The 21,308-nt window shown below is 53.3% G+C and carries 18 protein-coding genes; 1 reads left to right on the top strand and 17 read right to left on the bottom strand.

The features are described 5' to 3' along the window. Nucleotides 1–24: 24 nt before the first annotated feature. A complete protein-coding gene (gene secA, locus EH207_RS14105) occupies nucleotides 25–2,727 on the bottom strand; it encodes a preprotein translocase subunit SecA (RefSeq protein WP_137714561.1) in 2,703 nt (900 codons plus the stop codon). Nucleotides 2,728–2,826: 99 nt separating this feature from the next. Further along, on the bottom strand, nucleotides 2,827–3,339 hold the full coding sequence (secM, locus tag EH207_RS14110; RefSeq protein WP_175413684.1) for a secA translation cis-regulator SecM: 513 nt from the start codon (nucleotides 3,337–3,339) through the stop codon (nucleotides 2,827–2,829). A gap of 28 nt (nucleotides 3,340–3,367) precedes the next feature. Here secM and EH207_RS14115 point away from each other — a divergent pair, with 28 nt between their 5' ends. Continuing rightward, entirely contained in the window at nucleotides 3,368–3,895 is a 528-nt protein-coding gene (locus EH207_RS14115) for a DUF721 domain-containing protein (RefSeq protein WP_137714562.1), read from the top strand. 12 nt (nucleotides 3,896–3,907) lie between these two features. Here the strand turns inward: EH207_RS14115 and lpxC are convergent, their stop codons facing one another. From lpxC to rsmH, 15 genes are all read right to left on the bottom strand, one after another. Further along, nucleotides 3,908–4,825, bottom strand: a complete 918-nt coding sequence (gene lpxC, locus EH207_RS14120; protein ID WP_137715365.1) for a UDP-3-O-acyl-N-acetylglucosamine deacetylase — start codon at nucleotides 4,823–4,825, stop codon at nucleotides 3,908–3,910. A 102-nt stretch (nucleotides 4,826–4,927) separates the two neighbouring features. Next, nucleotides 4,928–6,079 (bottom strand): cell division protein FtsZ, encoded by a 1,152-nt coding sequence (ftsZ, locus tag EH207_RS14125; RefSeq protein WP_137714563.1) that lies wholly within the window; start codon nucleotides 6,077–6,079, stop codon nucleotides 4,928–4,930. A 68-nt stretch (nucleotides 6,080–6,147) separates the two neighbouring features. Then, entirely contained in the window at nucleotides 6,148–7,404 is a 1,257-nt protein-coding gene (gene ftsA / locus EH207_RS14130) for a cell division protein FtsA (RefSeq protein WP_137714564.1), read from the bottom strand. Then, complete coding sequence (gene ftsQ, locus EH207_RS14135) at nucleotides 7,401–8,273, bottom strand: cell division protein FtsQ (protein WP_137714565.1); 873 nt, start codon at nucleotides 8,271–8,273, stop codon at nucleotides 7,401–7,403. Before ftsQ ends, ftsA begins: the two co-directional genes overlap by 4 nt. Before the next feature lies 1 nt (nucleotide 8,274). After that, nucleotides 8,275–9,195, bottom strand: a complete 921-nt coding sequence (locus EH207_RS14140; protein ID WP_137714566.1) for a D-alanine--D-alanine ligase — start codon at nucleotides 9,193–9,195, stop codon at nucleotides 8,275–8,277. Then, complete coding sequence (gene murC / locus EH207_RS14145; protein ID WP_137714567.1) at nucleotides 9,188–10,663, bottom strand: UDP-N-acetylmuramate--L-alanine ligase; 1,476 nt, start codon at nucleotides 10,661–10,663, stop codon at nucleotides 9,188–9,190. The genes EH207_RS14140 and murC overlap by 8 nt, the downstream gene beginning before the upstream one ends. Nucleotides 10,664–10,742: 79 nt before the next feature. Next, nucleotides 10,743–11,834 carry an undecaprenyldiphospho-muramoylpentapeptide beta-N-acetylglucosaminyltransferase gene (gene murG, locus EH207_RS14150; protein WP_137714568.1) on the bottom strand — a complete coding sequence of 364 codons (1,092 nt, stop codon included), beginning with the start codon at nucleotides 11,832–11,834 and terminating at the stop codon, nucleotides 10,743–10,745. Beyond that, nucleotides 11,831–13,033, bottom strand: coding sequence for a cell division protein FtsW (ftsW, locus tag EH207_RS14155; RefSeq protein WP_137714569.1), 1,203 nt, complete (start codon nucleotides 13,031–13,033; stop codon nucleotides 11,831–11,833). Before ftsW ends, murG begins: the two co-directional genes overlap by 4 nt. Continuing rightward, on the bottom strand, nucleotides 13,033–14,349 hold the full coding sequence (gene murD / locus EH207_RS14160; protein ID WP_137714570.1) for a UDP-N-acetylmuramoyl-L-alanine--D-glutamate ligase: 1,317 nt from the start codon (nucleotides 14,347–14,349) through the stop codon (nucleotides 13,033–13,035). Before murD ends, ftsW begins: the two co-directional genes overlap by 1 nt. Nucleotides 14,350–14,352: 3 nt before the next feature. Further along, nucleotides 14,353–15,435, bottom strand: a complete 1,083-nt coding sequence (mraY, locus tag EH207_RS14165) for a phospho-N-acetylmuramoyl-pentapeptide-transferase (protein WP_137714571.1) — start codon at nucleotides 15,433–15,435, stop codon at nucleotides 14,353–14,355. Then, the gene (gene murF, locus EH207_RS14170) at nucleotides 15,429–16,790 is read right to left on the bottom strand and encodes a UDP-N-acetylmuramoyl-tripeptide--D-alanyl-D-alanine ligase (protein ID WP_137714572.1); all 1,362 of its coding nucleotides are present in this window, start codon (nucleotides 16,788–16,790) and stop codon (nucleotides 15,429–15,431) included. The genes mraY and murF overlap by 7 nt, the downstream gene beginning before the upstream one ends. Further along, on the bottom strand, nucleotides 16,787–18,274 hold the full coding sequence (murE, locus tag EH207_RS14175) for a UDP-N-acetylmuramoyl-L-alanyl-D-glutamate--2,6-diaminopimelate ligase (RefSeq protein WP_137714573.1): 1,488 nt from the start codon (nucleotides 18,272–18,274) through the stop codon (nucleotides 16,787–16,789). The genes murF and murE overlap by 4 nt, the downstream gene beginning before the upstream one ends. Continuing rightward, a complete protein-coding gene (locus tag EH207_RS14180; protein WP_137714574.1) occupies nucleotides 18,261–20,024 on the bottom strand; it encodes a peptidoglycan glycosyltransferase FtsI in 1,764 nt (587 codons plus the stop codon). The genes murE and EH207_RS14180 overlap by 14 nt, the downstream gene beginning before the upstream one ends. A 23-nt stretch (nucleotides 20,025–20,047) precedes the next feature. Next, complete coding sequence (ftsL, locus tag EH207_RS14185) at nucleotides 20,048–20,368, bottom strand: cell division protein FtsL (protein WP_137714575.1); 321 nt, start codon at nucleotides 20,366–20,368, stop codon at nucleotides 20,048–20,050. Next, complete coding sequence (gene rsmH, locus EH207_RS14190) at nucleotides 20,365–21,306, bottom strand: 16S rRNA (cytosine(1402)-N(4))-methyltransferase RsmH (protein WP_137714576.1); 942 nt, start codon at nucleotides 21,304–21,306, stop codon at nucleotides 20,365–20,367. Before rsmH ends, ftsL begins: the two co-directional genes overlap by 4 nt. Nucleotides 21,307–21,308: the final 2 nt, after the last annotated feature.

The following is a 21,308-nucleotide window of genomic DNA, read 5'->3' on the forward strand; positions in this document are numbered from 1 at the left end:
TTATGACTCAAGACAACATTAGCCTTATTTTTCTAAACGACCGTGGCAATGCTTATACTTTTTACCCGATCCGCAAGGACAAGGGTCGTTACGACCTATTTTACGCTCTGCCTGCACTGGAGAGCCTGCGTTCAGGCTATCTTCTTCCTGATGGCTCAACTGTTGCTGAAGCGCCAGACGCTCCGCCTCTTCACGACGTTGCTGTTCCAGCGCCTCAATTTCTTCCGGCATACGGACCTGCACTTTGCACAATGTGCTGATCACTTCATACTTGAGTGATTCAAGCATAGCGGCAAACATCGAGAATGACTCACGTTTGTATTCCTGCTTGGGATCTTTCTGGGCATAACCACGCAGGTGAATACCCTGACGCAGGTAATCCATTGCCGCCAAGTGCTCTTTCCATAGCGAATCCAGCGTCTGTAGCATCACGCCTTTCTCGAAGTTGCGCATCACCTCGCCGCCAACAACCTCTTCTTTACGCTGATACGCTTCGATAGCCTGTTGGAAAATACGCTCGCGCAGCGTTTCTTCGTGCAGCTCAGGCTCTTTATCCAACCATTCTTTAATCGGCATATCCAGATCAAAGTCGTTTTTCAGACGCTGTTCCAGCCCTTCCGTATCCCACATTTCCTCCAGTGACTGTGGCGGAATATAGCTATCGATAGTGACTTTGAACACATCCACACGAATGCTGTTAATGGTTTCACTGATGTCGGAAACATCTAGCAACTCGTTACGTTGGCTATAGATAGCACGACGTTGGTCGTTGGCAACATCATCATACTCAAGCAATTGCTTACGAATATCGAAGTTACGGCTTTCTACTTTACGCTGGGCGTTGGCAATCGCTTTGGTTACCCAGGGGTGTTCAATCGCCTCGCCCGGCTTCATCCCAAGCTTGCGCATCATGTTGGATACGCGCTCGGAGGCAAAAATACGCATCAGCGCGTCTTCCATCGACAGGTAAAAACGAGAAGAGCCCGCATCCCCCTGACGACCGGAACGGCCACGCAACTGGTTATCGATACGACGGGATTCATGACGCTCAGTACCAATAATATGCAAACCGCCCGCCGCCAGCACAGCATCGTGACGCGTCTGCCAGGCGGCCTTGATTGCCGCGATTTGTTCTTCATCTGGGTCTTCCAGATGCGCGATTTCAGCTTGCCAGCTACCGCCCAACACAATATCCGTACCACGTCCGGCCATGTTGGTCGCAATAGTAACCGAACCGCTCTGACCTGCCTGAGCAACTATGTCTGCTTCCATCGCATGGAATTTGGCGTTCAGCACATTGTGCTTGATGCCGGCTTTCTCCAGCGCATGGGAAACCACTTCCGATTTCTCAATGGAAATTGTACCGACCAGCACGGGCTGGCCTTTTCCGGTACGCGCTTTGATGTCTTCAATGATCGCGTCAATTTTCTCCTGCTCCGTCATATAAACCAGATCGGGCAAATCTTTACGGATCATTGGACGGTTGGTCGGTACGACAATCGTGTCCAGCTTATAGATGGAGCTGAATTCAAACGCTTCGGTATCCGCCGTACCGGTCATCCCGGCAAGTTTTTCATACAGCCGGAAGTAATTCTGGAAAGTGATGGAAGCCAGCGTCTGGTTTTCGTTCTGAATCGCCACATTCTCTTTCGCTTCCACCGCCTGATGCAAACCATCCGACCAGCGGCGACCATGCATGGTACGGCCGGTGTGCTCATCGACAATGATGACTTCGCCGTCTTTAACAATGTAATCCACGTCGCGGGTAAACAGCACATGGGCGCGCAACGCAGCGGTGACATGATGCATCAGCATGATATTCGCCGGGGAGTACAGCGACTCGCCTTCTTCCATAATGCCTTCCTTGACCAGCAACTCTTCAACCAGCACCAGGCCGCGCTCGGTGAGGTTAACCTGGCGGGATTTCTCATCGACAGAGAAGTGGCCTTCACCGTGGAACGTATCCGAGTCCTCTTTTTCCTGACGAATCAGGTGAGGAATGATCATATTCACCTGAGTATAAAGCTCAGAGCTGTCCTCAGCTGGGCCGGAAATAATCAGCGGCGTACGGGCCTCATCGATCAGAATCGAGTCCACCTCATCCACCAGCGCATAGTAGAGTTTACGCTGTACCCGCTCTTCCGGGCTGAAGGCCATGTTGTCACGAAGATAGTCAAAACCATATTCGTTGTTAGTGCCGTAAGTAATGTCTGCTGCATAGGCTTCGCGCTTGGCAGGGGCTGGCATGCCAGGCAGGTTAATCCCGACGCTCAGGCCGAGGAATTCAAACAGAGGACGGTTATTTTCGGCATCACGCTGTGCCAGATAGTCATTCACCGTGACCACATGCACTCCGCGTCCCGTCAGCGCGTTGAGGTAAGCAGGCAGGGTCGCCGTCAGCGTTTTACCTTCACCAGTACGCATTTCTGCAATGCAACGCTCGTTCAGAACCATGCCGCCAATAAGCTGGACGTCAAAATGACGCATGCCGAATACGCGCTTACTCGATTCACGCACGACAGCGAAGGCTTCAGGTAACAGTCTCTCCAGCGTTTCGCCCTGTTCCAGACGGGTGCGGAACTCGTCGGTTTTTGCTTTCAATTCCTCATCCGAAAGCTTTTCCATTTCAGGTTCTAAACGGTTAATCACTTCCACGTTTTTGCGCATACGGCGCAAAGTACGATCGTTACGGCTACCAAAAATTTTGGTTAGTATATTCATGACCATAATAATTTTAATCTCACAAATGCCACTCATCCAGCGGCTACACAACACTAGAATGCTGGAGAAAAGTCCTACAGCTGTTAATTATCAATAAAATATTTCTCAGCGTTGGACGTGCGGACCGGCACGAATACCATGAATTCGGGCAAGCCAGAGTCCTGTCCGATGAAGTGTCAGGGGAAAAAAGGATAGGCGACCAGTTTGATGAACGGCGAGTGGGGGTTTTTCTTCACGCGTCAGCAGCGAATTAAGCGTATCCAGCAGCACCTGCGAGTGCGATTGCAGCTCATCGGCCTGCCGCGCATTGATTTGTTGCGGCGTCGTCAGCGCAAAAGACAGGTGACGAATGACGGTACGAATGGCATGCTGATGCCAGTAATCCACGCCCAAAGACGAGCGGCGATGCGCCTCTTTCAGCGCCACGAGATCGGTAAGGCTGAACGATACGCTGTTCTGGCGGCTGACGCTGGACGCAGAGTTGGGCAATGAAGCCAAATCCCGCGCTTCATTCAAACTTATCGGCAGACCAACACTCGCCGCGACCATCCCCAACAGAAGATGCGGCCAGAAATAACGTCTGCCAAATTGTCGCCAACGATTTAGAATACCGATCACTAGTTTAATATCCGTCGGAGCCTGATTTATGCGTGATAGCCGCCCACAATCACTGGAGTCCCTGTTTGAAAGCACCTCAGGTTCGGACGCTGGTCCACTGCGTGACGTGCAACAACGCGCTATCGCCTTACTAAAACTCAACCGCGCCGTACGCGGGTTGCTTCCTGCACAATTGCACCCATGGTGCCGCGTAGCAAATTATCGTAAAGGCCTGCTTGTTCTGGAAACCGCCAACGCTAACTGGTTGATGCGGTTACGTTACGAACAATCCGCCCTGCTCTCTGCATTACGCGCACAAATATTACCATCATTGGCTTCGATCGACATCAGGATTAATCCATCGCTCGCCGCAAAAGGGCATGAAATTCTGAAAAATCACGACACGCCGACGACCAATGAAGCAGAAAGCAAACCGGTACGCCAGTTAAGTGAGCAAAGCGCGGAAACATTAAGAAGTTTGGCTGGTCACAGCCCGGAGAAATTACGCAAGATATTAGAACGACTGGCTTCACTGGCCGGAGAGAGTACCAGTAAAACCAGTCGTAATAAGAAATGACTTCGCCAAGCGTTACGCCAATACTGTTGACGGCGCTTTAAATGTCAATGGCATTTCAGCTTCGTCTTCAAAGGTGACGTATTCCCACGCTTCCTGCTTAGCCAGAACAGCCTGCAACAGTTTGTTGTTCAAGGCATGGCCTGACTTAAACGCGGTAAATGCGCCGATGATATTATGACCGCACATAAACAGGTCGCCGATAGCATCCAGCATTTTATGGCGGACAAATTCATCTTCAAAACGTAAACCGTCTTCGTTGAGTACCCGATAATCATCTACGACTATTGCACAATCGAAACTGCCGCCCAGGCACAACCCACGAGACTGCAAGTATTCGATATCGCGCATAAAACCGAAGGTACGCGCGCGACTAATCTGGCGCACGAACGCATCAGCCGAAAAGTCCAAACGGAAGCGCTGTGAACCCGCATCAATAGCCGGGTGGTTAAAATCAATGGTGAAGTCAAGGCTGAAACCATTGAACGGCACCAATTCGGCCCATTTATCACCGTCTTCGACACGCACAGGCTGTTTGATACGCACGAATTTCTTGGCACTGTTCAGCTCTTCGATACCGGCATCCAACAGCAGGTAAACGAAAGGACTGGCACTACCGTCCATAATTGGAATTTCCGGTGCATCAACTTCAATGACAATATTGTCAATTCCCAACCCTGCAAGGGCAGCGTTAAGATGCTCCACCGTAGAAATACGCACGTCATGCTCATTAACCAGGCAAGTACAGAGCATGGTATCACGCACGGATTTTGCATCAGCCGGAAAATCAACCGGGGGATTCAAGTCAGTACGACGATAGATGACCCCGGTATTTGCCGGTGCAGGACGCATGGTCAGGGTGACTTTTTTGCCGGTATGTAATCCGACCCCTGTCGCCTGAACAATACGTTTTAATGTACGTTGTTTGATCATCATTTTATCTCGCATGTTACTGAACCTACCGGCCTAGTGTATACTGGGCTCGGCGGGACAGTTTAGCACAAAGAGCGGAGATTCCAACGTTATGCGGCAGGATTAATCTGCCTGCTTACGCAGAAACGCCGGGATATCCAGATAGTCTGGCTCTTTATTGGCTTGCGGATTTTGGTCATTAACCACCTTCGCAACCGATTTTTCCTGAGTCAACGGTGCCATGCCATGCTGCTGATAGCGATGATCCATCACTGGCTGGCTGGCCTGTTTGTTGGTCACCAGCGTGATTTCAGGACGCTTGTCCATACCGATACCCGTGGCAACCACGGTTACACGCAGTTCATCATTCATGTCAGGATCAAGGGAAGTACCGATAACAACCGTCGCATTGTCGGAAGCAAAGGCACGGATGGTATTACCCACCGTTTCAAACTCATCCAGACGCAAATCGAAGCCGGCGGTGATGTTAACCAATACGCCCCGCGCGCCAGACAGATCGATATCCTCCAGCAACGGACTGGAAATCGCCATTTCAGCCGCTTCTTCAGCGCGATCTTCACCGCGAGCCACACCGGACCCCATCATGGCATAACCCATTTCAGACATCACGGTACGCACATCTGCAAAGTCAACGTTCATCAGGCCAGGACGGGTGATCAGTTCGGCAATACCCTGCACCGCGCCTTTCAACACATCATTGGCTGCGCCAAATGCGTCCAGCAGGGAAATACCGCGTCCCAAGACTTTCAGCAGCTTGTCATTTGGAATGGTGATCAAGGAATCGACGTGCTTGGACAGTTCGGCAATCCCCTGCTCAGCAAAAGCCATGCGCTTTTTGCCTTCAAAATTGAAGGGTTTGGTCACAACGGCTACCGTCAGAATACCGAGATCTTTCGCGACTTCAGCCACAACAGGCGCCGCGCCAGTACCTGTCCCACCGCCCATGCCGGCGGCGATAAACACCATATCCGCACCATCAAGCGCGGCACGCAATGCTTCACGATCTTCTTCCGCAGAATTACGCCCCACCTCCGGGTTAGCGCCAGCCCCCAGACCTTTGGTAATACCGCTACCGATCTGAATTGTCTGGCCCACGGCCGTTTTACGTAATGCTTGCGCATCCGTATTGACCGCGAAGAATTCAACGCCCTCGATGCGCTCGCGCACCATGTGTTCGACAGCATTACCGCCGCCGCCGCCGACGCCGATGACTTTAATCACCGCGTCGTTGGTTAATTCCATTGGTTCAAACATAGTTTCTCTCCGTTTTGTGCCTGTAACTGCGAGATCATAAACTGTGCCAAGTGATCTCTTTGATAAAATTAAAATTCTTTCCTCAACCAGCTATTGATTCTTTTGAACCAGTTGCTCACTGAGGCATGTTTTTCTACTTCATGCTCATTGCCAAGGTGGGATTCCTTGCCATAGTGCAATAACCCTACCGCTGTGGAGTAATAAGGCTCCTGGGCATAATCGGTCAGACCTGTAATATTTAACGGCTGCCCAATGCGCACCTGCGTATGGAATACACGCTGAGCACAAGCGGCCAATCCGTCGATTTGCGCCGCCCCGCCGGTCAGTACAATACCTGCCGCCAGATGGTGCTTGACGCCTTGTTGACGTAACTGCTCCTGCAACTGTAAAAGTTCGTCGTTTACCAAATTCAAAAGCTCGGTATAACGCGGCTCTATCACTTCAGCCAATGTCTGCCGTTGTAAACTGCGTGGCGGACGTCCCCCCACGCTTGGGACTTCGACGTTTTCATCTTTGCTGACAATCGCGCCCAATGCGCAACCGTGGCGAACTTTGATCGCTTCCGCATCCGTGGGAGGCGTACCGAACGCATAGGCAATATCGCTGGTTACCACGTTACCCGCATAAGGGATAACTTTGGTATGACGCAGAGCACCTCCGGTATAAACGGCGATATCCATCGTTCCGCCGCCGATATCCACTACGCACACACCCAGTTCGCGTTCATCTTCCGTCAGCACGGCGTAGCTGGATGCCAGACCAGCGAAAATCAACTGATCCACTTTCAAGCCACAGCGTTCTACCGCTTTGACAATGTTCTTCGCCATATCGTTATGGCAGGTAATCAGGTGGACTTTCGCCTGCATACGCACGCCGGATAGTCCAACCGGATTCTTAATGCCTTCCTGATAGTCGATGGCATACTCTTGCGGGATCACATGGAGTACACGATGCTCGTCTCGCACACGCACGGACTTGGCGGTATGCACAACGCTTTCCACATCTTCCTGGGTCACTTCTTCTTCGGAAATAGGCACCATCCCTATTTCATTCTGGCAGCTGATGTGTTTTCCCGATAACGCCAGATACACAGAGGAGATCTGACAGTCTGCCATCAGTTCAGCCTGATCAATGGCCCGCTGCACACACTTGACGACAGATTCGAGATCGTTGACGCCGCCTTTATCCATACCGCGTGACGGGCAACTGCCTACACCGATAATATTGACCATGCCATCGGGCAGAACCTCCCCTACCAGCACAGCCACTTTTGCTGTACCGATCTCTAGCCCAACTACCAGTTTTCTGTCCGTCGACTTGATCATTGTTGTTTAGCCTGTGCCTGATTCTGTTTCTGATTACTGTTCTGTTGCTGATCAATGTCTTGTTGCTGATCGGCTCTTTGCTGATCAAACAAGGCCGCCGCCCAACCTACGGATGCGCCAGAGTCATAACGCAGATCAACATAGCTGATGCGTTTGCCCTCGCTTTGCGCCTGCCGTTGCAACAGCGGATAAAGCTCAATAAAGCGCTCCAACCGCCGCGCCCTATCGTCCCGGCCTAATTCAAGACGGATGTCGTCATCCAATCCCAGTTGCCAAGAATGACGCGCACTCATGGCAACCATTTTTAACGTAAACTTCCTTGCCGCCAGCGCCTGATTCATTGTCCGGTAACCCTCCAGCACATCGGTTTCATTCCCTTCGGGGCCATACAGCAATGGCATCTTGCGATTACCCACCCGCTCAGCGGGCACGCTGAAAGAATTGCCTTGCGCATCGATCATCAGCAGGTCATTCCAACGCGCCACCGGAACATATTCAACCAGATGAATCTTTAACTCATCCGGCCACTGCTTACGAACACTGACCTGTTTTATCCACGGCAAACGTTCGATCTGCTGTTGGATAACATTCACATCCTGTGTCATGAATGTGCCCGGCGACCCCAGCGCTAAAATCGCCTGACGGATATCGTCATTGGTGGTGTATTGCCTCTCGCCTGTCACCACCATCCGGGACAAGGGCAAACGGCTAACATCTTTCATCCACCCGACAACCATCCAACTTCCCCAGACGATTGTCCCTATCACCATCAGCAGGAAAAGTATTCCCGCCAACTGCCCCCCGTTACTGCGGCGCGCCCCTTTAACTTCCGGCTCTCTGCCGCGTGTATTCAGCGCTGCCTGCGACATATTAGTCAGCCAACTCCAGCACCTTTACCACCAGTTGTGAGAAACTGAGACCGCGTTGTCGAGCCGCCATCGGCACCAAGCTGTGATTTGTCATGCCCGGAGACGTATTCACCTCCAGCAGATAGAATTCGCCATCGCTATCAATCATCAGGTCAACACGTCCCCAGCCGCGGCAATCGAGCGCGCGGTATGCCGCCATCGACAGCGCAGCCAGTTCCTGCTCTTTGTCGACCGACAATCCGCTCGGGCAAAAGTACTGAGTATCATCCGACAGATATTTCGCTTCGTAATCGTAAAACGTGCCCGCCGCCTGAATACGAATAGAGGGCAATACCTCATCGCCAAGGATCGCGACAGTGTATTCCGGCCCGCTGAGCCATTTCTCCACCAGCACATCGTCGTCATGGCGAAACGCTTCTTCAATCGCCTCATGCAATTCGCTGGCTTGATTCACCTTACTCATGCCAACGCTGGAACCTTCGCGGCTTGGCTTCACAATCAGCGGTAATCCCAAAGGAGCGAGTTCTTTCAGCAACTCCCCCTGACTAAGCAGGGAAAATTGCTGACGATGCAGCACGACATAGGGAGAAACGGGTAAACCTGACGCCTCCCACACCAGTTTGGTGCGCAATTTATCCATCGTCAGTGCAGACGCCATTACGCCGCTGCCGGTATAGGGCAGTTGCAAAAACTCCAGAACACCCTGCAATGTGCCATCCTCGCCACCGCGCCCATGCAAAGCGATAAAGACTTTGGTAAACCCTTCATCTTTTAAATGCGTAACTGAAAACTCGCGGGTATCGACAGCATGGGCATTAATCCCCGCTTCTTTCAAACCATCCAATACCGCCTGACCCGAAAGTAACGACACTTCACGTTCAGCAGAGGTTCCACCAAGCAGTACGGCAACTTTCTCAGTCATGATGTCCTCGTTCAATTATCTGTGGCTGCAATCTGGAATCAGCCAATTTACGCGCCAGCTTGCCGATATTTCCGGCCCCTTGAACCAAAATCAGATCCCCGCCCCGTAGGGCCTGTGACAACAGTTCAGGCAAGGTATCCACATCGGTCACCAAAATCGGATCAATCTTACCCCGCCCGCGGATCGTGCGGCACAGAGAGCGGCTATCCGCCCCTGGAATCGGCGACTCACCGGCGGGATAGACATCCAGCATCAATAAAACATCAACCTGCGATAACACATGAGCGAAATCATCATAGAGATCGCGGGTACGCGTATAGCGATGCGGCTGGAAAACCATCACCAGACGTTTGTCCGGCCAGCCAGCCCGTGCCGCCTTAATTGTCGCGTCAACTTCTGTCGGGTGGTGCCCGTAATCGTCCACCAGCATGGCGCTGCCGCTGTGCCCGTTTACCGTTTCAAGCGGGTATTCACCCAGAAAATCAAACCGACGCCCTGTCCCCTGAAAACACGCCAGCGCACGCAGGATAGACTCATCACTAATTCCTTCGTCTGTCGCCACCGCCGCTGCTGCGGCCGCATTTAACGCATTGTGACGACCAGGCGCATTCAATGTCACATTCAGCACCGGCTTATCCCGGCGCTCTAACGTGAAATACCCCTGCGCGCCGGTTTGTTGATAGTGAGCGACACGAACGTCTGCATCGTCGCTGAATCCGTAAGTCGTGATATGACGCCCGACGCACGGCAACAGTTCCCGGATAATCGGATCGTCAATACACATCACGGCCTGACCATAAAAGGGCAAATTATGTAAAAAGTTGATAAACGTCTGTTTCAGGTTTTCGAAATCGCCCTGATAGGTATCCATATGGTCAGCTTCGATATTGGTGACGATCGCGACCATTGGCTGCAAATGCAGGAAAGACGCATCGCTTTCGTCTGCTTCGGCGATCAGATAACGACTTGACCCCAAACGCGCATGCCTTCCCGCCGCCTTAACCAATCCACCGTTCACAAACGTTGGGTCCAACCCCGCTTCGGCATAAATACTGGTCACCATCGCCGTCGTCGTGGTCTTACCGTGGGTTCCCGCAATGGCAATGCCATGGCGAAAGCGCATTAATTCAGCCAGCATTTCGGCCCGGCGAATCACCGGGATGCGCGCTTCGTGGGCGGCGACAATCTCCGGGTTATCCGCCGAAATCGCCGTCGACACCACCACGACGCTGGCGTCCAGGACATTCTCGGCACGATGATGGAAATAGATCTGCACGCCCAGTTCGCTCAACTGCTGCGTTACCGCATTAGGAGCCAGATCGGAACCGCTGATTTCATAACCTTCATTGGCCAACACTTCGGCGATACCCCCCATGCCAGCACCACCGATGCCGACAAAGTGTATGTGCCGGACGCGATGCATCTCGGGCACGATTGAACGCAGTTTCGCCAGTTGTTGAGTATTCACTTTTTTCTATAGCTACCTTGTTTCATCGCCCGGGCAATACTATCGCCCGGCAAACTGTATAAATTAACCATGAGCTCTTTTATCCATGAACGGCACGGGGAGAGCGACTACTCGCTGCGGCGCTCACTTCCGCCGCCACACGTTCGGTGGCATTCAGAATCGCGGCCGCCCGAGCCTGCTGCGCCATTTTCATCAATGCCGCGCGATCCCATCCCGCCAACGTTTCACTCGCTGCGTCAACGCTGAACTGCGGCTGCTCGATAATTTTTGCCGCGCCCGCATTTTCCAGCGGCAGGGCATTCCAGTACTGCTGTCTGTCTTTGTGCTGGAACGGCACAAATAACGCCGGCAACCCGGCAGCGGCAATTTCACTGACCGTCAGCGCGCCGGAGCGACAAACCACCACATCCGCCCAGGCATAGGCGGCGGCCATATCGTCAATAAATTCCGTAATCTTGTGCTGCGGTTGTCCCGCTTGCTGATAAGCCTGTTCAACCTCCGGCCGCGCACCTTTACCAACCTGATGCCAAATCGTAATGCGATCGCCCAAACGTGCCGCTACACCGGGCAATATCTGGTTAAGCACTCTCGCCCCCTGGCTCCCCCCGACGACCAATACCCGCACAGGGCCGGTACGATTGGATAGACGAATCTCAGGAGCAGGCAATGCCAGTACCTCCACTCTGACCGGATTGCCGACGACGTCAGCCTTGGGAAACGCGCTTGGGAAAGCCTGTAAAACCTTTTTGGCAATATGCGATAACCAACGGTTGGTTAGTCCGGCGATACCATTCTGCTCATGCAACACCACTGGGATACCACACAGCCATGCCGCCAATCCGCCGGGGCCGGAAACATAGCCGCCCATTCCCAGCACCACATCAGGCTTATACTCGCGCATGATCGCTTGCGCCTGACGAACCGCGCGGAAGATGCGCAATGGCGCGCTTAATTGGGCACGAAGCCCTTTGCCGCGCAAACCAGAAATGTGGATAAAGTCGATCTCAATACCGTGCCGCGGCACCAGATCGGCTTCCATTCGATCGGCAGTACCTAACCAGCGAACCTGCCAGCCCTGCGCCATCAGATGATGCGCCACAGCCAGCCCGGGGAATACATGTCCGCCGGTTCCGCCCGCCATCACCATCAAACGCTTACCTTCACCGCTCATCGGGCACTCCTCGTAAACGCCTGCGCTTTGGTCAAACGCGTTTCAAAATCAATGCGTAACAGTAAAACGATCGCCGTCGACATAATGATCAGGCTGGAACCACCGTAGCTAATCAACGGCAGCGTCAGCCCCTTCGTGGGCAACATACCGGCTGCCGCGCCGACATTGACCAGCGTCTGGAAGCTAAACCAGATGCCAATGGAACAGGCCAGAAACCCCGAAAAACGTTGCCCGATCTCCAGCGCTCGCCGTCCGATCGACATCGCACGAAAAGCGACGAAGAATATCATTAACAGCGCCAAAACCACACCGATATAGCCCAGTTCTTCACCTAAAATAGAGAAAATAAAATCGGTATGCGCTTCCGGCAAATATTCCAATTTCTGCACCGAATTGCCCAGCCCTTGCCCCCACAGTTCGCCACGTCCGAATGCCATCAGAGATTGCGTCAACTGGTAGCCGCTGCCGAAAGGATCTTCCCACGGATTCCAGAAGGACGTGACGCGCCGCATGCGGTAGGGCTCGGCCACAACCAACAGGCCAACCGCAAACATGCCACACCCGATAATCGCCAGAAACTGCCACAGTTTTGCCCCGGCCAAAAACAGCATCGCCAGCGTCGTAATAAACAGTACAACGACCGTACCCAGGTCCGGTTGGGCCAGCAGCAACACGGCCAACACCACCATGACGCCCATCGGTTTGCAAAAACCCCAGAAGTTGTTACGCACTTCGTCTACCTTGCGGACCATGTAGCTGGAAAGGTAACAAAACAGCGACAGCTTCGATAACTCCGCAGGCTGAATACGCAATGGCCCCAATGAAATCCAGCGAGACGCACCGTTAACCGAACTGCCTACCGCAAGCACCACCAGCAACATCACCATTGATGCCAACAGCAACACCGGGCTGTAACGCTGCCAGATCTCCATTGGCACGCGAAGCGTCAACAACGACAAAGCAAACGCCAACCCCAAATACAACGCATCACGCTTGGCGAACAGGAAAGGATCGCTGGCGAGACGCTGTCCGACGGGCATTGATGCTGAAGTCACCATTACAAATCCGGTCACGGCCAGCCCGAACGTCAGCCACACCAACGTACGGTCATACAGAACAATGCTCAGCGTATCGCTTTCACGTGTTCCCATAACCCAGCTTTTTAGACGCTCGATAAACGCCAGTCCGAAAAACCGCATCAGCCTAATTCCTCCGCCAGTCGAGCAAATTCATCACCCCGATGTTCGAAACTTCGGAACTGATCGAGGCTGGCGCAAGCGGGTGACAGTAAAACCAGGTCACCGGGCTTTACGCGTGCAGCGATCAATTGCATGGCTTGTTTCATCGTTTCGGTTTGCTCGGCAATCTCCGGCCGCAATGCCGCCAGTTGTGCACCGTCACGACCGAAACAATACAAACGGATATTGCCCTCCTGGAAGTAACGCAGCAGTGGCGAAAAATCGGCAGATTTGCCGTCTCCGCCCAACAGCAGATGCAGCGTACCCTCAACTTGCAGACCGCTGAGCGCCGCCTCCGTGCTGCCGACATTGGTCGCTTTGGAGTCGTTTATCCAGCGTACGCCGTTGCGTTCCCACACCAGCTGGAATCGGTGCGCCAATCCTGTATAGGCCGTCAGGGCTGTCAAGGCAGACGCACGGGGAATGCCGACAGCGTCCGCCAACGCCAGGGCAGCCAGCGCATTGGTGTAGTTATGCTGACCTACCAGCTTGATCTCACGGGTGTTTAATACGCGTTCGCCTTTCACCCGCAGCCAGGTTTCACCCTGCTGCCGATTCAGATGGTAGTCGCCGACATCCACACCGAAACTCCGGCAACGTCCGTCCGCACCCCGCACCGGCATGGTCAGCGCATCGTCGGCGTTAACAATACAAACATCGGCACGTTCATAAATCTTTAACTTTGCTGCACGATACTGTTGCAAACCAAAGGGATAACGGTTGGTGTGATCTTCTGTCACATTCAGAATTGTCGCCGCGGCAGCATGCAGGCTATGGGTGGTTTCCAACTGAAAGCTCGACAGTTCAAGGACATAAAGCTGACACGCTTGCTGCAACAATTTCAGTACCGGCACACCGATATTACCGCCAACCCCCACCTGCCATCCGGCAGTCCGCGCCATTTCACCGACCAGCGTTGTCACCGTGCTTTTACCATTAGAACCGGTAATCGCCACAATAGGCGCCTGGGCCTCACGGCAGAACAATTCGACATCGCCAACAATCTCAATCCCGGCTTCCGCGGCCTTACACAATATTGGCGTTGCCAGGGCAATCCCCGGGCTTGCCACAATCAGGTCGGCATCCATTAGCCAGTCATCATTGAAACCGCCTGTATGGAACGCTACCGCTGGCGGCAATTTATCCAAATCAGGCGGACTAACACGGGTATCCATCACGCGCGGTACGATGCCGCGTGCGAGAAAGAAATCAATACAGGAGAGCCCGGTCAGCCCCAGCCCGATAATGACAACTTTTTTACCCTGATAGTCCACCATCTTTTACCGTACCTTCAGCGTTGCCAGGCCAATCAGAACCAGCATCAATGAAATAATCCAGAACCGCACGATCACGCGCGGTTCGGGCCAACCTTTAAGCTCATAGTGATGATGAATCGGCGCCATGCGGAAAATCCGCTGACCGCGTAGCTTAAAGGACCCAACCTGCAAAATGACCGACAGTGTCTCGACAACAAACACGCCGCCCATGATGACCAGTAAAAACTCCTGACGCAGCAGAACGGCGATAGTGCCCAACGCGCCACCCAGCGCCAGAGAACCCACATCGCCCATGAACACCTGTGCCGGATAAGTGTTAAACCACAGGAACCCTAGTCCAGCGCCGACAATTGCGGTACAAACCACCACCAGTTCACTGGCGTGGCGGATATACGGAATATGCAGATAACCGGCAAAATTCATGTTCCCGGTAGCCCAGGCAACCAGAGCAAGCCCGGCGGCGACGAACACGGTCGGCATGATCGCCAGGCCGTCCAGACCGTCAGTCAGGTTTACCGCATTACTGGTCCCGACAATGACAAAATAGGCCAGTGCAATATAAAGCAGCCCCAATTGAGGCATAATGTCTTTAAAGAACGGTACAACCAACTGCGTAGCTGGCGTCTCTTTACCAATCGAGTACATGATGAAAGCAACCGCCAGCGCGATGACTGACTGCCAAAAATATTTCCAACGGGCGATCAGCCCTTTGGTGTTTTTACGTACTACTTTGCGATAGTCATCGACAAAACCGACCACGCCATATCCCATCAGAACAAACAACACGCACCAGACATAGGGATTAGAGAGATCGACCCACATCAGCACCGAAATAATGATGGACACCAGGATCATGACCCCGCCCATGGTCGGCGTGCCGCGCTTGCTGAAATGCGATTCCGGCCCGTCGTTACGTACAACCTGGCCGATTTGCAAACGTTGCAGCCAGGCAATCAAATGCGGCCCCATCCATAAAGAAATAATCAATGCGGTCAGCAGGCTGACAATGGCGCGAAACGTCAAATAGGAAAAAACGTTAAAGCCGGAATAAAGTTTGACCAGATGCTCGGCCAGCCACACTAACATTTTGCATTCTCCTTTAATGCGTGTACGACCTGCTCCATCGCGGAACTGCGGGAGCCTTTAACCAGTACGCTGATAATCCTGTGTTCAAACACCAATGCGTTCAGACGAGAAATCAGCGCGGTTTTGTCCTGAAAATGTTCACCATCACGATTGGCCCCGCTTATCAGTTCACTCAACGTGCCCACGCTCAATACTTTGTCGATGCCAGCCGCACGCGCCGCTTCACCGACCTGACGATGGCATTCGGCAGCATCGTCACCCAATTCGCCCATATCGCCCACCACCATCACTCGGTATCCCGGCATGTCGGAAAGCGCTTGTGCCGCTGCCGTCATCGAGCCCACATTGGCATTGTAGCTGTCATCCAGCACCAGCTTGCCGTCGGCTAATGCAATCGGGAACAAGCGTCCGGGAACCGCCTTAAGCTGCGCCAGCCCCGCTTTTACCGCTTCCAGCGTGGCGCCAACGGACATCGCTAATGCGCTGGCGGCCAAAGCATTGGCCACGTTATGGCGTCCCGGCAACGGTAAGGTGATCTCTGTCTGCCCGAACGGGGTATGCAGATTGAACCGGGCGCCTTGCGTCAAAACCTGTACGTCGGTGGCAAAATAGTCGATATCACCGGCGGCCTGTGGCGAAAAGCGCCATACCGTTTTATGGTTCAACATCCCCTGCCAGTGTGGAAAGTCATGGCTGCCGGCATTGATAATCGCCACGCCGTCAGCGGGCAGTCCGGCAAAAATTTCCCCTTTTGCCTGCGCAACCCCGGCCAGAGAACCAAACCCTGCCAAATGCGCCGCTGCAAGGTTGTTGACCAACGCACTTTCAGGGCGCACCAGATCGGTGGTGTAAGCTATCTCTCCGATATGGTTGGCGCCCAATTCAATGACGGCAAACTGATGTTCCGGCTTCAGACGCAATAATGTTAACGGTACGCCAATATCATTGTTAAAGTTGCCTGCGGTATAAAGCACATCGCCGCATTGACGCAAAATGGCCGCCGTCATTTCCTTGACCGACGTTTTACCGGAAGAGCCGGTTAACGCCACGACGCGCGCCTTCGATTGCGCTCTTACCCACGCGCCCAGCTTACCTAGTGCCAGGCGAGTGTCTTGCACCAGCAACTGCGGCACCTCGACTGGTAAGCGTTTACTGACCAGAAGAGCCGACGCACCATTTTTCACCGCATCCGATACATAATCGTGCGCATCAAATTTCTCCCCTTTTAACGCGATAAACAGGCAGCCAGAGGACAGTTGACGGGTGTCTGTCGACACCTCGTCGATGTCAATGCTGTCGCCAATCAGTTGAGCGCTCAGTATGGCGGCAAGTTGTTCAAGGGAAACGCGAATCATACGATCACCCCCAGCAAACGCGCGACGGTAACGCGATCCGAGTAATCCAAACGATGATTGCCAACCAGTTGATAATCCTCATGTCCTTTACCTGCGACCAGCACCACGTCATTTTCTTTTGCTTGCATAATGGCGCTGGTAACCGCCTCGGAACGACCGTGAATAACCTGTACGCGACCGGCATCCACTAATCCCGTCAGAATATCCGCTACAATGGCCTGCGGTTCCTCGCTACGGGGATTGTCATCAGTGACGACCACGCGATCGGCCAACTGCTCCGCGATGCCTCCCATAAGTGGGCGCTTACCTTTATCGCGATCTCCACCGCAGCCAAAGACACACCATAGTTGCCCCTGACAGTGCAGCCGCGCCGCTTCAAGGGCTTTTTCCAGCGCGTCCGGGGTATGGGCATAGTCCACCACTACCGTCGGCTTACCTTCGGCATGGAACACCTCCATCCTGCCGAATACGGGCTGAAGCTGTGAGCCGGCGATAATTAACTGACTCAGCGGATATCCCAAAGAGAGTAAGGTCGCCAATGCCAGTAGCATGTTGCTGACATTGAAGGCCCCCATCAATCTGCTCTGAATCTCTCCCTGCCCCCAACATGAATCGAAACGGATGGTGGCACCACCGTCGTGATAATCGACACTGGTCGCTTTTAGCCAGCGGCCCCGACAGCCGGGAACCAGATTATTTTCCATGGTGACGGCGACAGCATCCGGCAGTTTTGCCAGCCAGCGACGCCCTGCTTCATCGTCCGCATTGATAATCATCTGCCCAACGCGATGATCGGCAAACAGAGACCACTTAGCCGCCTCATAGCTTTCCATATCACCGTGATAATCAAGATGATCTCGGCTCAGATTAGTGAAGACGGCCGCGGCAAAGGGTAATGCGGCAACCCGGTGTTGAACCAGTCCGTGAGAAGAAACTTCCATCGCCGTGAAGGTTGCCCCCTGATCGGCCAGTTGGCTTAGCACCTGCTGTACATCCACAGCGGAACCGGTGGTATTTTCTGTCGGCACAACGCGCCCCAATAAACCATTACCCACCGTACCCATCACTGAACTGGTTTCACCCAACGCCTGACTCCACTGCGCCAACAGTTGCGTCGTTGTGGTTTTTCCATTCGTACCCGTCACCCCCACTAGCTGTAACCGCTCCGCGGGTTGCCGGTAAAAACGCCCGGCCAGTGCCGAAAGACGCTGATTCAAATTACTCAGATAAACCACGGGCACGCCGTGCATTTCACACACAGCGCCATCGCTGGCATCGCCTTCAGCCTCGGCGACTATCGCCGCCACACCTTGCGCAATCGCCTGCGGAATATAGCGCCGCCCATCTGTCTGGTGACCAGCAACGGCAACAAACAGATCCCCGGCAGCCGCAACGCGGCTGTCCAATATCATTTCCCGCAGCGCACACGCCGGCGTGCCTTGCACCCACGGCGCTAATAAATCGCGCAAATTACGATCTGTCACCTGACCCCTCTTCTCTATTAATTACAAACTCATTCTTGTCATCGGAGGGTAATGCGTCAGGTTCTACGTTCATCGTCCGTAAAACTCCTCCCATGATGGCGCCAAATATCGGGGCTGAAACCGCACCGCCGTAATATTTTCCTGCCTGTGGATCGTTGATGACAACGACCAGAGCAAATCTTGGGTTACTGGCAGGTGCGACACCTGCGGTGTAAGCAATGTATTTGTTGATGTACTTGCCATCCGAACCGACTTTTTTTGCCGTACCGGTTTTTATGGCAATCCGATAGCCTTTGATGGCTGCTTTGGTTCCACCTCCACCAGGCAGCGCAACGCTTTCCATCATATGAACCACCGCTCTCACCAACGCTTCGGGGAAGATACGCTCGCCGGGAACAGGCGGGTCAACTTTGGTAATCGACAGCGGGCGATAAATCCCGAAGCTGCCGATGGTGGAATAGACTCGCGCCAACTGTAACGGCGTTACCATCAGCCCGTAGCCAAAAGAAAAGGTGGCCCTCTCTATGTCAGACCACCGTTGTTTTTGAGGATATAAGCCACTGCTTTCTCCGACCAACCCCAGATTGGTCGCTTTTCCCAATCCAAAACGAGAGTAAGTATCTACTAACGCAGAGGAAGGCATCGCCAACGCCAGCTTCGAAACACCGACGTTACTCGACTTCTGCAAAACCCCCGTAAGGGTCAATTCGTTGTAGCGTGCTACATCTTTGATTTCATGACCATTGATGTAATAGGGTAACGTGTTGAGAACGCTGTTTTCCTTTATCACGCCACGCTGTAGCGCGGTCATGACCACCATTGGTTTGACGGTAGAACCCGGTTCAAAAATATCGGTAATGGCACGGTTACGCATAACGTCTTTAGGCGTACCGGCCAGATTATTTGGGTTGTAAGAAGGGCTATTCGCCATCGCCAGCACTTCGCCGGTATTCACATCAACCAGAACCGCGGTGCCGGATTCAGCTTTGTTAAACGCGACTGCGTTGTTCAACTCACGGTAGACCAGTGCCTGTAACCGCTCATCAATACTTAACACCAGATTATGCGCAGCCTGGCTGTCGACCGAGGAAATATCCTCGATAACCCGTCCAAACCGATCTTTACGCACGGTTCTTTCACCAGGCTGCCCGGTGAGCCAGCGATCGAAACTTTTCTCAACCCCTTCAATACCCTGGCCATCAATATTGGTAAAACCAATCAGATGGGAGGTCACTTGACCCGAGGGATAATAGCGGCGGGACTCCTGACGAAGATTAATGCCGGGCAGTTTAAGTTTATGGATATATTCGCCGATAGCGGGATTAACCTGACGGGCAAGATAAACAAAGCGTCCTTTGGGACTGGCATTAATCTTGGCGGCCATCTGGTCGAGAGGGATTTTCAGCGCGTCGGAGAGCGCCTTCCAGCGCGTATCCAGCGTAATGCCACCATGATCGTTCAATACTTTCGGATCGACCCAGACCGCATTCACGGGCACGCTGACCGCCAATGGCCGTCCGGCGCGATCGCTAATCATACCGCGCGCCGTCGGCACTTCCTGTATTCGAAGAGAACGCATATCGCCTTCGCGAACCAGTTGATCGGGGTTAATCACTTGAAGATAAGCCGCCCGCACCATCAATGCGATCATCGCCAGCAAAATACAGCAGCAAAGCAACGCAAAACGCCAGCTAACAAAGCTGGCTCTATCTTGCTGGTGTTTTGACTTTCCTATACGTGTTGCTTTCATGCTGTATTGGGTGCCTATTCAGTTCATTGCTTAACCACAATATTTTCCTGTGACGGATCGACATGCCCCATTTGCAGCTTTTCCGTCGCGATCCGCTCTACACGGCTATGATCCCCGAGCGAATTCTCTTCCAGAATCAGGTTGCGCCACTCGATATCCAGCGCGTCTCGCTCCAGCAATAATTGCTCACGTTCCGCTGTCAACAAGCGCGTCTTGTGCGCCGTCGTCACGACGAACACGCCTGACACCAAAACCGCAATCATCAGCAACATGGGCAACTTGGCGTGGCGAAGCAAATCCCCGCCGATAACGCCGACCAACCCATGACGCTCATTACCCATCATCCCGGCAATCTCTCGGCGAACCGCAGCACAGAACTGCGAGCGCGCGGGTTTTCCGCGACTTCTTCAGCGGAAGGCATCATTTTTCCCACGGCTTTCAACGTTTGCCCGCCCTGACTACGCAACTGTTCTTCCGTCAGCGGCATGCCTGCCGGGACTTGTGGACCACGGCTTTGATGACGGATGAAACGCTTAACGATTCTGTCTTCCAGCGAGTGGAAGCTGATCACGGACAAACGGCCTTGCGGAGCCAATACGCTCAATGCGCCGTTCAAAGCCTGCTCAATCTCTTCCAGTTCACTGTTGATATAAATTCGGATGGCTTGAAAACTGCGCGTCGCCGGGTGTTTATGTTTTTCACGAATCGGACTGGCGGCGGCAATCAGCTCAGCCAACTCTTTCGTCCGCATCATTGGTTCCGTGCGGTTACGCTCAACAATCGCCCGAGCTATTCGTCTGGCGAAACGTTCTTCGCCAAATGTTCTCAATACCCAGGCAATATCATCGGCCTCCGCTTTCATCAGCCACTCGGCGGCAGACAACCCACGGGTAGGGTCCATACGCATATCCAGTGGTCCGTCACGCATAAATGAAAAGCCGCGTTCGGGATCGTCAAGCTGCGGAGAGGAAACGCCCAAATCCAACAGCACACCGTCAATGCGTCCCGCGAGATCGCGCTCCGCCATATAATCAGCAAGCGCGGAGAAGGGGCCGTGAATAATGGAAAAACGAGGATCGTCTATTGTTTTTGCCGCTTCGATAGCTTGAGGATCGCGATCGATAGCCAGTAAACGTCCTTCCGCTCCCAATTGGGAAAGAATAAGGCGGGAATGACCGCCACGGCCAAAAGTACCGTCTATATAAATACCGTTGCTGCGAATATTCAGACCGTTAACGGCTTCATCCAGCAGTACGGTGGTATGTTTATAATTTTCCAGCATGA

Source organism: Brenneria rubrifaciens, from assembly GCF_005484945.1.
Taxonomy (GTDB): domain Bacteria; phylum Pseudomonadota; class Gammaproteobacteria; order Enterobacterales; family Enterobacteriaceae; genus Brenneria; species Brenneria rubrifaciens.